A 13,410-nucleotide genomic window follows, 5' to 3' on the forward strand; every position below is an offset into this window, starting at 1 on the left:
CGGACGCACCCGCCGCCTCACGGCGCTTCCGGCAGCCGCACCCAGACGCCCCGGAAGCGCTTGCGCGACGGGTCCTTCAGCCGCTTGCACTCGACGCCGTCCACGGGCGCGGCGCCGTCGTCGCTGAGCAGCAGGATTTCCTCGGCATCCTCCGGCGTGAAGAAGGCCTCCGGGTTCAGGCCCGCCAGGTCCACCGATTCCACGGCGACCGGGGCATCCTCACCGCCGTGCCAGGTGAACAGCCGTGAGGTGCCCTCTCCCGCCGTGCCACCGCTGATGATGACGTAGCGGCCGCGCCACCAGGACAGCGAACGGATGCCCAGCCCGCCCAGGTCCAGTTGCACGGGCTCGCCCAGCTGGGCCCGAGCGCCCTCTTCCACCAGCGCAACCGGATTGAGCAGCGGCACCAGCAGCGCCTTCCCGTCGGGCACGGGGCTGCGGAAGCCCACGAGGATGGTGCGCCCGTCCGCCATGGCCGTCATGCCCTCGATGTTGAGCCCACCCGGAGCCTTGGGCGCCTTCGTCTCGGCCCCGTCCAGCCCGAAGCGCGCCAGTTGCGGCGCCGCGAGCATGTCATCCAGGAGTTGCGTGTACGGCCGGCCCACCAGCCGGGGCCCCGCGTCCGTCTCCTCGGTGGCGAAGAAGCGCAGCCGGCTGGGCGCCTTCTTCCCGGAGCTGCTGCGGCCGTGGGACGTCAACCAGAAGGAGAGCGAACCCAGCCCGGTGGCCGCCTCGATGTCCGCCTCCGGAGGCTTCTTCTTCGCTGCGGGCAGTTCCAGGTCCGGGGACAGGTCCACGCTCTGCACGGGTGGACCGCCCCGGCGCGCGTCGTAGACACGGAGGATGTTGTCTTCGTCGTCGCCCACTACGAACAGGCTGCCGCCGAGCGCCACCGCGCCGGAGGCATCACACATGCCCTCGAAGCGCACCACCTCGCGGCCCGCCACGGAGGCGGCGGTCACGGCATCTGGCCGCTCCCCCACGCCGTGCGTCGCGCACCCACAGACCAGAACTCCCATGCAGACAGGCAGCATCCTCATGGCCCCACTCTTGGTCACTCCCCGGCCATGCGGGGAGTGGCGTGGCGTCGTTTGTGTGCTGCGAGACACAGGGCCCTGCGCTTGCTTTGAGCAGTGGGCGCCATCACGCAATGCGCGGAAACCATGAAGTTGTGGCTGCTCACCGGCGGCAGTGACGACGCCCCGGTGAGGCAGCTTACCGCATCAGACATTCCGGAACATTGCTTTGCGTGCTCAATCACACCCTACGGCGTGGGTATGGATAGAGAAAGTGCGGCGCAACGTCGCTGCGGTGCCTGATGAAAAGCGGCCCCCAGGACGGGTTCCGATCGTGCATCTGCTTCAGTAGCCGAATCATTCGGTCGAAGATTCGCCGGACGTCCGCCTCCGCAGCGAGCGCGGCGGTGACACCCGCCGCTACGAGGTGCGCGGCGTAGATGCCCTCGGTAACAGCATCAGGAAGTGCCCCAAGGCCGGACACAAGAAGGCGCCGCATCTCCTGTACCTTCTCCTCATCGCTATTGCGCCAGGTCTGGATGGAGCCCAGTGAGTGCCCTTCAAGAGCGTTCAGCTTGCTGGAAACAATCACCTCCGCAACCAGTTCGGCGGACCTCCGCGCATCCTCGGGGTCCACCTTCTTTCCTGCCAGCACCAGCTCCTCAGGCACCACATCCATTCTCACCTCATTGAGAATCACCTGAGACCACTCCGCCGCCTGGTCGAAGCGCAGGCGCGCAACAACGTAGGCGGCCAGGAACCCCCGAAGGATATCCGCGGGATGGGGATCCGAAGCGCGCCCGCCGTTACGCAGTCTTCCCTCTCCATGGAATGCGAGATTCAACCCTCGAAAGTAGCCAATGAGCCCCAGGCCCGCGGCTGGCCCCATATTGAGAATGCCGAGGACATCGGACGCTGTTTCGTCGATGCGTTCACTCCAGTAGTTACCCAATGAAGCGAGCTTTCCCGCTTGCAAGTGCTCATTCACAGCAATGGCAAGCTCCTCCGGCAATCCATCATCGGCATGCAGGATGTCGTGCCCTCCCACCTCATGACCAAGCGCAGACCACGCCAGCAGCCCCACCCTGGCATGCGCGGGAGGAAGGCTCACGATACCAGCGCCCATCCCCAGAACGGATCTCGTCACATCCACCGGCCACGTGTAAGGCCCAAATTGAGGGTTCCCCCACTTCACCAGAGGCGGGATGACTCCCCGATCAGGGGGCTTGACGTTCCGCCGGTCCTCCGCGCTCAAGAACCCGTCATACAGATCGCTCACGACCTCCTCAAATGCATCCGTCGCGACGAGTTGATAGTTCTCCCCGTTCTGAAGGATGGTGTGCGCAGCGTCGATCAGGAGCCCCGCCTCGCGCTCGCGCTTGGGGTCACGTAGAAGCACATCCGCAAACCCCTGGGACCCAAGCTTATCCAGGATGCGGAGAAAGGGAACCAGGACCTCATCGCGATAGAGCGGCGGAAGTGTCACACGAGCCGCTTCGATGCGGCCCCGGAGTTGGTGATAATCGAGGGGCTCCGCCGGTCCCGGGTCGGTATCCTGTGCGGCCAGCACAATGTCCTGAATACAGGCAGGCAGGTTCCGAATGTCCACGCCCTGAGACTCGCTCTCTCCCAGCGCGCTGTTCCCGGTACGCCTCACAGCGGTGCGCCCTGCTGGAGTCCCCCCGCGCGTCACCTTCCGCCCCTTCTCTGTCCTTGCCATCAACACCTCCCAGCAAGTGCAAACGATGCGCAGTGGAGCGTTTTGGGTCCACTGCTTCATGGGACGAGAAGGGCGCGCTGGTCCGCACGGCTGGGCGAACGTGCCGTGGCTGGTCGCCCAGGAAGACAGTGGACAGCGCCGACGCGGGTGGGCGCCATCCGCGTGTGCTACCACCAGCCTATGACGCGGGCATTCGCGCCAGATTCTGCCAGAGTCGGTTCAAGCTCGTGAGGCCACCAAAAGCCGAGATCCAGATGGTGGCGTCGCAGACGAGCAGGTGCCCAGCACGGGTCGCATCTGGCGGTATCCACAGCATGGCATTGAACCGGTCATGACCGCGTTCGACAAAGGGATGAGGCGGCGCCGAGGGGTGAACCAACTGGCGCGCCAGCACTCTCACGCGGCCTTCCAGCGCAGGTGGTACCCACAAGTGTGGCAGATGCGCGTGGAGGTTGAACGTCTCTACGCCCACAAGAAACCCAGGAGTGTCGAGGTGGGTAGCCACATCGAGCGGCGCGGGTCCACCATCGGGTGCGGCCGCCGGCCTGAGCCCGTAGCGATTCTCCACGGGGAAGCCCAGTTCCGCGAGCAGGGATCTCGCCACACCACCGAGCCGCTGCTGAGAGGAGACAAGGCGGTCACCGTGGTGCAGGAACTCGACCTCGCGCGCCGACTGCTCTTGAGACGCCCCTACGTCATGATGAGGACAGACGATGAGCGCCGTGCCCGAACGCATCAAGAACCGCTGAACCGCGGCCACCTCGTTCGCGTTGACCGTCTGCTCCGTCACCTGGTGATCGAGACTCACGACGATAACAGTGTCTGCACAACTGAGCAGCCGGTCATCCAAGGGACTGCAGCCCCCCTCTGCGCTCTGACGCTCCACGAACGTTACCGTGTTGCCGGTGGCCTCGAGAACGACCTGGATGAAACGCTGAAAATCAAAGAGAATGACGTGCTCAAGAAAACCTGCGATGCCCTGCCGATAGCGCTCTCCATCGGCCGCCCACTCATAGTGAGGCCAGATGGCACGCCGCAGCTCAAAGAGCGCTGGATAGCGGTTTTCCAAAGTCCCCAGCGACGCCTTCTCTTCGAGCACGCGACTCCATGCAAAGTACAATAGAAAGCGACGCCCGGCCATCTCAGTAGCCCTTGCCTCGAGTGGGAATGAGTTCCTCAAGAGCCGCACACACCACCTTGCGGAACTCAACCTCCAACACGTCGATGAAGGATCCCTCCTTCGTCTCGGTAACCCAGGGGTCCATCGTCACCGAACGCAGCACCGTGATGTTGTCGCCCGGCGAGCCACCTACTCCGAGCCGGGCCTTGTAGTTCTCGATAAAGCCGCGACCGTAACCCGGGCCAGACAAATCCGTCGTGCTGACGATCAAATCATAGCCATAGATATCCGTTCCCGGGTCGATGCTAAGCCGCTCATAGATTGCCTTGTTGAGCTGGTTGGCCAGCGCAAGGTCCCGGTTGAGCTCCCCCGTGACAGTCCGGAAGTTGAACGCGTATGCAAGGATGTTCTCATCCGGGCCCAGCTCTCGCAGCAACGCCATTGCCTCCGGATCCTTCTCCAGTTCCGCAGATGTCGCCCGATCGATGCGCTCACGAAGGAATTGGAGCTGCTCCACCACGTTTCCACCATTCGCCTCTTCCGGAAGCCGCGGCACCGGAACGACCACGAATGGATCCCCTTCCTTCGCCATGCAGAGCAGACGCACATAGAGGCGTTTGCAACTGAAGAGCGCCTGCCCAATGATCTTCCCGTATCCACTTCGGGTGGGACGAATGACCCGGTGGCTCAAATACACGGCCGCAGCGGCAGCCCCCGGCTTCGAGCCCTCCAGCCCGTAGATGCCAACTGTGGGCTCCGCGTCTCCGTGAAAGACCACTGGGGCGCTGAAGGTGACCAGGTCGCGCATGGCCGAGTTGCGGTAGCAGAGCGCGCCAGCTGGATAGGGGATGTAGCCCGACTTGTGTGGGTCCACGGTAATGGAGTCCGCGCCTTCTAGCGCGCGGAGCTGCTCCGTCGCATACCGGCTCAGTGGCATGGCGGGAGGTGGAGAGGCGGCGAAGCCACGTGTCAAGGGCTCCGGCATTGCGAAATCCTCGCGGATACAGGACGCATGATATCCCCCCCAGGCTGCGTCCGCATGAACGTGGAAGTCGAGTCCTCGGCTTCGGTACTCGTCACGCAAAGCCAGGAGCCCCTTCAACGGATCAATGGCGCTCTCTTCGGTACTGCCAATGACCGCAACGACGGCGTAGACCGGCCTTCGCCGTGTGAGGCAGTCCTCCAGGACCCGACGCACGGCGGTGAGATCCATGCGCGCATCGAGGTCCACGGGCACATCGATCATATTTGAGGCGCCGATCCCCAGCACCGCCGCGGCCTTCGGGAACGAATAGTGACGCGTGCCCGGCACCAGGAATACCGGAGGCCCGGGAACGTCTCCCAAGAAGCGGCGTGAGAACTCGATCATGCCGAGGTTTTGCAGCGAGAAGCGAGCCAGCACCTCAGTGAGGGTATCTCGGGGGATCTGGAACTCCCGAGTCAGTCGTCCGAAAAGGGCCAGCACGGTGTCTTCTGGAAGGTTCAACAGGGACCAGGTGTCGAGATCCACGAGCTTCGCTGTTCCGCCTTGAGGAACGGGCACCGTGAGATCTCTACCGAGCGCAATCGATGCTTCCTCCCGAAGCGCGGCCTGGAGGGCAACGGGCAGAAGCTTCAGGTTTCGCGCCGCCCAGATGGCCTCGATGTTGGCCACCGACCCATCGCACGTAATGTGGCCCCAGGGTCGGAGGGCCCCGGCAGCCAGGCCGCTGGTGTCCGGAATGGTATAGCCAAGCATCCGGCACAAGTCGTCACCGACGAGGATTTCGAGCAGCGTCGTTGCCGTGGAGCCCTCGAAGGCAACGTTGTTCGGGTTGTACAACATCGCGGTGAAGTAGCCGACAACCCCTGGCAGCGTGAGGTCCCAATTCATATGCCCCTGGTAGCGCATACTGAAAAAGGGAACGGACTTCTTCAGGAATGCCAACAGCGAGCGGTGTCCGGTAACGAGCGCGTCAAGGGCCTCGATATATTCGGGGCTGCGTTTTATCTCCTCTGTGATGTGAGTCGGGTCTCCTGGGTGAAAGTTGCGGCGCCAGAACACCTGGTCCCGAATGGCCTCAACAATGAGAGACTCCAAGACATCCGCGTTTTCGCCCTTGGGCCCCAAGAACCACGCTTCCACTGCGCGGGTACCAGCTCCATCCAGTCCCGAAATGTCGCTGGCGGTCGCCACCTGCCGCATGCCCTCGCGGAGCCTCGCAAAGCTCGGACCTCTGAAATCCCGTCGTGATTTCATGACCAGCTCCCTTGCTACCGAACCGCGACCGAATGAGCGCCAGCTCGTCTCTCAGCCCTCACAACCCAAGGCCATCCAAAACTAGTGTCGTAAGTCCAGAGGACACACCACCTGCCGGGGCATGAGGAATGTCCTCAATTCCCTTGCAAGGTCTTCAAGCGATCCATGGCGGTGCCCGTTTATGCGGACGTGGTCCAGCGGCGCGCGGAACGGGCTCGCGCACGGCTGCTGCGGGGAGGGAGCTGTCCGCCAGCCAGGTCGCCGTGAGCGACACTCCGCGTCGGAAAGTGGACGCACAGGAATCACTCCGCTTCCTGCGACCGCCATGCCGTGGCCACTAGTCCCATCCCTGCCAACAAGGCCCATCAGGAGGAACGCCCATGAAGACCGAACGCCAGAAGATGCTGGACGGGGAACTCTACGACCCGTTTGACGAGGAGCTCGTGGCGGCCCGAAATCGCGCGCGGGACCTCTGCCAGGCGCTCAACGCCACCCGCGAGGGTGAGCAGGAGGAGCGGCGGCGCATCCTTCAAGCATTGGTGGGTGTGGGCGGCGACACGGTGTGGATGCAGCCGCCCTTCTTCTGTGACTATGGCTCGAACATCGAGTTGGGCGAGCGCGTGTTCTTCAACTTCAACTGCATCGTGCTGGACGTGTGCCGGGTGAGCATCGGCGACTACACACTGTTCGGGCCTGGGGTGCAGATCTACACGCCCATGCACCCGTTCAACGCCGAGCTGCGGCGGAAAGAGGAGTTCGGCAAGCCCGTCACGATCGGTTCAGACGTCTGGGTGGGAGGCGGAGCCATCATTCTCCCGGGCGTTCGGATCGGCTCACGCGCGGTCATCGGTGCCGGCAGCATCGTCACCCGGGATGTTCCGGAGGGCGTATTCGCGGCCGGGAACCCTTGTCGCGTCATCCGCGAGATTACTGAGTAACCGTCGAGCCCGACGGCGCGCTTTCGCCCGGAGAACCCCTCGCTTACTGGCTGGAGAATGAGCCTCTGGGTTCTCGTCGTGGCGATTTCCATTGGACTGCTGGCCACCGTGCCACCGTGGTGGTTCGCGCGCCGGCGTCCTGGCTACAGCCACCTGAGGAACACCATCAGCGAGCTCGGGGAGACTGGGGCCCCCGATGCGCTCCGGGTGGCCTGGCTCGCCTTCGCGCCCCTGGGCCTCGCGGTCTGGGTGTTCGTGGCGCTGCTCGGAGGGGGGCTACCGGAGGACGCTGCGACGGGGCTCATCCTGCTGTCGTTGCTGGGCGCGAGCTACGTCGGCGCCGCGGTGTTCCCATGTGACGCGGGGGCGCCGTTCTGGGGGACCTGGCGGAATCAGGCTCACAATCTCGTCGCCGCCATCGGCTACTTCGGCGCGGGCGCTGGGTTGATCGAGCTTGGGCGCACCTTCGAGGACACGGCGACGCTGTCCGGTCTTGCGATGCTCACTGCCGCGCTGGGCAAGGGAGTCTTCGCCGGAATCTTCGTGCTGTCCTTCGAATCGCCCGTGCGAGGATTCGTTCAGCGCCTCATCGAGGCGACGGTTTTCGGCTGGATGCTCCTGGTGGGCGTGTGGCTGGTGGTGGGGGCCTGAGCCAATCCCTGCACCGTCAGGGCTTTGGCTTTGCAAACACCAGAGGCACGCAGAGGGCCACGCAGCCCTCCCCGTGCGGCCAAGCTCGAGGCGCGCCATGAGGCGAGGTGGACCGAGGGCCGGGGCGCACCTCGGCAGCTCGCTGTTCGGAAATGTCGGGAGATTTCGCAGCGCAAAACCCCCGACATTTCCGAACAGCGGGCTATGGGGGTGACTCCGGCGCCCCCCCGGCGCGAGGGACCTCCGGAGGGCGCGGTCCGTTCAGCATGAAGTCCACCACGGAGGTGATGGCATCCGCGCGCGCCGTGCGCTCACGAGGTGCCCTCGCGCGCATGCACGCCTACGCGAACCGCGAATCCATCCCAGGTCGCCAGGGGGTTCGGGTTCGCTGGAATCACAAGCGGCGATCGACAGCAACAAAGGGGCGCCAAGACGAACGCCTCCCACAGGAGTCCCCTGTGGGAGGCGTCTGGACTGGGCGCTAGAGCGCCAATCAGTGCTGGCTGCCGGTGGGCCGTCCGTTGAGGTACGTCTGGAGCACCTGAATCTGGCTGATCTTCGTCGGGTCGCCCCCCTTGGCCGGGTCGAAATCGAGCGGGTTGGCGCTCAGCACGACGAAGTCAGCCACCTTGTCGCGCTCGATGCTGCCAATCAGCTTGTCGAGCTCGTGGTGACGGGCCGGCACGATGGTAATCGCGCGCAGCGCCTCCTCGACGGTCGCCGCATGCTGGGCCCCTAGCACATACGTCTTGGTGAAGTCCGGATAGGACCAGGTGCGCCGCGTCACGGCCTGCTCCACGAACCAGAGGGGACGCGTCGGGGTCACCATGGAATCACTGTGGAGCGAGAACGGAATTTCATTCTCACGGTCATAGGCGATGGGGTCGATCTCGCTCGCGGCCTCCTTCCCCAGCATCCCCACGAAGGCATCACCCCAATACGCCACGTGACCAATCAGGTGCGTCACCTGGACGTCGAGCGCCGACACCGGCTTCCCATCCATGACACCCGCTCCCTTGCGCAGGTCACCAATGCGCTTGGACAGCGCCGGCTGGCCCACCGTGTTGTGGATGAGAAGCACGCGATGGGGGTTCTCCTTCGCCTGCTGGAGCCGCGACAACGCATCCAGCGCCCACGTGTTCGCGCCATTGCCGTTGGCGTGGAGATTGAACCGCCACGTCCCCTGATTCCAGAGCGGGCTCAACTGGTCGACAATGGCCTGCGCGCTGTCGTAATCCGCCCGGCCCTCGCCTGCACCGGAGCAGTGCCCATCCTCCAGGTACTGATACGGCGAATCCAGCTTCGCGGTGCATCCCTGCGTGGAGCCGTCCACCCAGATCTTGATGCCACCGGCGCCCAGCCACTTCGGCAACGCACAGTCATTCCCAGGCTTCGGCTCACACGCGGGCGCCGTCGGCTGGAGGTCCGCTCCCGTCGCAGCGTCCGCGACCACGACCCCCGTGATGCGGAAGGGGAACCAGGGCAACTCGGTGAACCGCTTCACGGCGTTGATCTGCGACACGCTCTGGAGCCCACCATCCGCGATGGTGGTGACACCTGCATTGCGCAGCGCCATGATGGCGCGATCAATCTCCGCGCCGCCCTGCTCCGCGAGCTTGACCGGGTCGGAGTGCATCAGGGCCATCGGGAGGTTCTGCTGCATCGCCTTCATGAACGGCCCGAAAGCGGACGACTCCCGAAGCAGGCCCGTGAAATTGCCATCCGCATCCGTGACCCATTCGCCACCGCCCTTTCCAACGGCGTCAGGCGGCTTGCAGCCCTTGACGACTCCGTTCGGACAGACGGCCTCGAAGGCCTTCTGGTTCACGTAGGCCAGGTGGCCCGACTGGTCCACGATGAGCACCGGCCGTTCCTTGGTCACGCACGCTTCGAGGTAGAACTTCGGCTTCGTCATGAAGCTCGCAGGGCCGCCCTTTCCGCAGCCCATTGTGTTGTCGAACGTCTGCCTCGACGGATCCAGGTTCATCCCCAGGACGAAGACGTCGCTCCCGATGGCACTCGCGTCCTCCACCTTCATCGAGGAGAGCGCGCTCAGAATGTCGCTGCGGGACCTGCAGTCCGCAGACGGGTCCACCCTGTACGGGGGAGGCAGGCAGGGCGCCAGGTCATGCGTGCCCAACACACTCTGCAGGAGCGTCGGCAGGAAGTGCATGTGCGGATCGAAGAAGCCCGGCATCAAGACCTGCCCGGGCGCGAGCTGGACCGTTTGCACCGAGGTGTCCAGGCCCTTCTGCACCTCGTGCGCGGTGCCAACCTTCAGGATCTGGCCTCGTTCATCCACCAGGACGGCTTCGGCAATGGTCCCCTTGTCGTCCATGGTGAGCACCTTCCCGAGGAACAGGGTGGCGCCAGGCCTTGCGGGGCCGCGCTCGACGGGCGCCGCGCAAGACGACACGAGGGCGAGTGCAGCCACGAGCTTGGAGCCACGGGGGAATGCACGGGGAGGACATGAGGCATCTCGACGCAGAGGTCCAGACATAGGACTCCTTTTAAATGAGGTGAGACACCATACACGGAAGCCCAATCAATTCCACACACCCCCAAGGCGCAAAGACAGACGCGTCAAGACGTCGTCCGACGCGTCAACAGAGGTCACTGACACGTCAGACGTGGCCCGTCCCCAGGGAGCATCCGCCGTGAGGCCGTGAACTGACACGGCAGGCTGTCCGTTGACACGTCAGCGCCGGTCCGACGCGTCAGCGCGAGTCGCGTCCTGCAACCGTCCGGTCCGTCATATGGTGATACACGCTAGTAGACGCGAGCATCGAGTCCCTGCCGTGAGCCCCATCCACCCCACCCGAGCCGTATCAACGGGCTCCGATGCGGGCGGTGACGGTGCCCTCTGGACACGACCGGATACGCGGGTGCGGCGAGGCCCTGCGCCCGAGCGAGGGCCTCACCGAGGAACAACACAGGCGTCCCAGGCGGGCGCGCCCTACTCCAGCTCGCGCTGGAGCTTCGCCAGCAGGTTGAGCGCGTCCAGGGGCGTCATCCGGTCGATGGTCGCCCCCTTCAACGCGTCCAGCGCCTTCTGCTGCGCGGGCGTCACCCCGGTGCCGCCCTGTGCCGGCTCCATGCCGAACAGTCCAAGCTGCCCGGTCGAAGCCCCACGCCGGCCGCCCTGGGGCTGCCGCACGGCCACCCGGGGCCGGCCCGCGTCATCCAGCTCCCCGGACTCCAGGTTCTGGAGCAGCTCACGCGCACGCCCCACGACCTCCGGAGGCAGGCCCGCCAGCTTCGCCACCTCGATGCCATAGGAGCGGCTGGCCCCGCCCGGCACAAGCTTGCGCAGGAAGATGACCTTGCCGCTCTGCTCCTTCACGGCGACGCACAGGTTCTTCACCCGAGGCCGCTCGCGGGCCAGGTCCACCAGCTCGTGGTAGTGCGTCGCGAACAGCGCGCGCGCCCCCACCTTGTCGTGCAGGTGCTCCGCCACCGCCCAGGCGATGGAGAGCCCGTCGAAGGTGGACGTGCCACGGCCAATCTCATCCAGGATGATGAGGCTCTTGTTCGTGGCGTGATGGAGGATGTGGCTGGTCTCCGTCATCTCCACCATGAAGGTGGACTGACCGCGAGCCAGGTTGTCCGCCGCGCCCACGCGCGTGAAGATGCGATCGCACAGGCCGATGCGCGCCGCCTTCGCCGGAACGAACGAGCCCGCCTGCGCCATCAGCGCCGTCAGCGCCACCTGCCGCATCACCGTGCTCTTGCCGGCCATGTTCGGACCGGTAATCACCATCAGCTGCGCGTCCTCCGCCGGGTCCAGGCGGACGTCGTTGGGAACGAACGAATCCCCCGCCCCCAGCATGCGCTCCACCACCGGGTGCCGCCCCGCGGTGATGCTGAGCGCCACGGACGCGTCCACCTCCGGCCGCGTGTAGCCGTACTCCGCCGCGCACCGCGCGAAGGACAGCAGTGCGTCCCCGGTGGCCACCGCCTCCGCGGCGGACCGGATGCGCGGCGCCGCCGACACCACCTGCGCACGCAGCTCCTCGAAGAGCTGAATCTCCAGCGCGCACCGCCGCTCCTCGGCGGTGAGCACCTGCTCCTCGTACTCCTTCAGCTCCGGGGTGACGAAGCGCTCGGAGTTCACCGTGGTCTGCTTGCGGATGTAGTCCTTGGGCACCCGGTCGAGGTTCGACTTCGTCACCTCCAGGTAGTAGCCGAAGACCTTGTTGTAGCGGACCTTCAGCGAGGAGATGCCGGTGCGCTCCTTCTCCCGCTGCTCGATCTGGAGCAGCAGGTCCTTTCCGGACGTGGACAGTGCCACCAGCTTGTCCAGCTCCGCGTGGAAGCCGGCGCGAATCATGCCGCCGTCCTTCAGCGTCACCGGCGGCTCCTCCGCCACGGCGCGCGACAGCAGCTCGGCCAGCTCCGGTAGCGCGGACAGGGGCCCCGTCAGGGACTTGAGCAGCGGGGACTCACACCGCGCCAGCACCGCCACCACCCGGGGAAGCTGCGCCAGCGACAAGCCCAGCGCGCGCAAGTCCCGTGCATTGCCCGCGCCCAGCGACAGCCGGCCGCACAACCGCTCCAGGTCTCCCACTTCCTTGAGGATGCCGGCCAGCTCCTCGCGCCACACGCTGCGCCCGGACAGCTCCTCCACCGCGTCCAGCCGCGCGTGGATTTCCGGCAGGGAACCCAGCGGAGACGCCAGCCACCGCGCCAGCTTGCGCGCGCCCAGGCTCGTCACCGTCTTGTCCAACACGCCCAGCAGCGAGCCCTTGCGCCCACCGTCCCGCAGCGAGCGCAGCACCTCCAGGTTGGCCCGGGAGGACTCATCCATCAGGAGGTTGCCGCCGCGCTCCTGCCGGCTCAGCCGGTCCACGTGCGCCGCCGCCGTCTTCTGCGTGTCCTTCAGGTAGCGCAGCGCGGCGCCCGCGGCGCCCGCAGCCAGGGGCGCGTCGTCCAGTCCGAAAGCGGACAGCGACTGCACCGCGAAGTGGCTGCGCAGGTAGCCCGCCGCCCGCGTGGGGTCGAACGACGCGGCCTCGCCCTCCGCCACCGCCGGCGTGCGCACCAGCCGGGCGAGCAGTTGCGCCACCTCCGGCGCGTCCCGCTTCCCATCCGGCACCAGCAGCTCACGGGGCTCCACGCGCGACAGCGACTCCGCCAGCTCCGCGATGCCCGGGGCCTCCAGGGCCATGAACTCGCCGGTGGACGCCTCCAGCAGCGCCGCGCCCCAGCCCTTGTCGTTCCAGGACACGGCGGCCAGGAAGTTGCTGGCCTGCGGCTCCAGCACCTCTTCGTCCAGCACCATGCCCGGGGTAATCACCCGCGTGACTTCCCGGCGGACGATGCCCGGCCCGTTGCCCGGTTCCTCCACCTGTTCGCAGATGGCGACCTTCAGGCCTTCCGACACGAGCCGGCCGATGTAGCGCCGCGCGGCATGGTAGGGCACCCCGCACATGGGCACCTTGTCCGGGCCCTTGGACCTCGCGGTGAGCGTGATCTGGAGGATCTCCGAGGCCTTCACCGCGTCCTCGAAGAACATCTCGTAGAAGTCACCCAACCGGAAGAACAGCAGCGAGTCCGGGTGGAGCGCCTTCACCTCCATGTATTGGCGCATCATGGGGGTCAGGGAGGCAATCTCCCGGGCGCCCGCACCCTCGTTCACCGGCCCCACCTCGGGCGTCATGTCCCCGGGGAGCTCCACCGCTGCGGTCCTGCCTGCCTTCGCCTGCTGCGTCACGGCCATCCCTGCC

The 13,410-nt window shown here is 65.8% G+C and carries 8 protein-coding genes; 2 read left to right on the forward strand and 6 right to left on the reverse strand.

From position 1 onward, the window contains the following. Window positions 1–17: 17 nt before the first annotated feature. The 4 genes from FL344_RS24240 to FL344_RS24255 form a co-directional block, all read right to left on the reverse strand. Window positions 18–1,151 carry a DUF3616 domain-containing protein gene (locus FL344_RS24240; protein WP_141620180.1) on the reverse strand — a complete coding sequence of 378 codons (1,134 nt, stop codon included), beginning with the start codon at window positions 1,149–1,151 and terminating at the stop codon, window positions 18–20. 106 nt (window positions 1,152–1,257) lie between these two features. Then, window positions 1,258–2,625 (reverse strand): hypothetical protein, encoded by a 1,368-nt coding sequence (locus FL344_RS24245; protein ID WP_228565329.1) that lies wholly within the window; start codon window positions 2,623–2,625, stop codon window positions 1,258–1,260. A 289-nt stretch (window positions 2,626–2,914) separates the two neighbouring features. Next, window positions 2,915–3,835: a hypothetical protein gene (locus tag FL344_RS24250; protein ID WP_153881185.1), complete on the reverse strand. Its 921-nt coding sequence runs from the start codon at window positions 3,833–3,835 to the stop codon at window positions 2,915–2,917. Window positions 3,836–3,878: 43 nt separating this feature from the next. Further along, complete coding sequence (locus tag FL344_RS24255) at window positions 3,879–6,095, reverse strand: pyridoxal-dependent decarboxylase (protein WP_228565330.1); 2,217 nt, start codon at window positions 6,093–6,095, stop codon at window positions 3,879–3,881. A gap of 380 nt (window positions 6,096–6,475) precedes the next feature. Here FL344_RS24255 and FL344_RS24260 point away from each other — a divergent pair, with 380 nt between their 5' ends. Then, window positions 6,476–7,033, forward strand: a complete 558-nt coding sequence (locus tag FL344_RS24260) for a sugar O-acetyltransferase (RefSeq protein WP_141620182.1) — start codon at window positions 6,476–6,478, stop codon at window positions 7,031–7,033. A gap of 57 nt (window positions 7,034–7,090) precedes the next feature. Beyond that, window positions 7,091–7,684, forward strand: coding sequence for a DUF998 domain-containing protein (locus FL344_RS24265; protein ID WP_141620183.1), 594 nt, complete (start codon window positions 7,091–7,093; stop codon window positions 7,682–7,684). A gap of 493 nt (window positions 7,685–8,177) precedes the next feature. Here FL344_RS24265 and FL344_RS24270 read toward each other — a convergent pair whose 3' ends face one another. After that, window positions 8,178–10,184: an amidohydrolase gene (locus tag FL344_RS24270; protein WP_141620184.1), complete on the reverse strand. Its 2,007-nt coding sequence runs from the start codon at window positions 10,182–10,184 to the stop codon at window positions 8,178–8,180. Window positions 10,185–10,640: 456 nt separating this feature from the next. Then, a complete protein-coding gene (gene mutS / locus FL344_RS24275; protein ID WP_194863232.1) occupies window positions 10,641–13,343 on the reverse strand; it encodes a DNA mismatch repair protein MutS in 2,703 nt (900 codons plus the stop codon). Window positions 13,344–13,410 lie beyond the last annotated feature (67 nt).

This window comes from Myxococcus sp. AB036A (assembly GCF_006547355.1).
In the GTDB taxonomy this organism is placed as follows: Bacteria; Myxococcota; Myxococcia; order Myxococcales; family Myxococcaceae; genus Myxococcus; species Myxococcus virescens.

Coding starts and splice junctions, on each gene's coding strand:
- FL344_RS24255 (WP_228565330.1), bottom strand. CDS start 6,095: ATGAAATCACGACGGGATTTCAGAGGTCCGAGCTTTGCGAGGCTCCGC.
- FL344_RS24260 (WP_141620182.1), top strand. CDS start 6,476: ATGAAGACCGAACGCCAGAAGATGCTGGACGGGGAACTCTACGACCCG.
- FL344_RS24265 (WP_141620183.1), top strand. CDS start 7,091: ATGAGCCTCTGGGTTCTCGTCGTGGCGATTTCCATTGGACTGCTGGCC.
- FL344_RS24270 (WP_141620184.1), bottom strand. CDS start 10,184: ATGTCTGGACCTCTGCGTCGAGATGCCTCATGTCCTCCCCGTGCATTC.
- mutS (WP_194863232.1), bottom strand. CDS start 13,343: ATGACGCCCGAGGTGGGGCCGGTGAACGAGGGTGCGGGCGCCCGGGAG.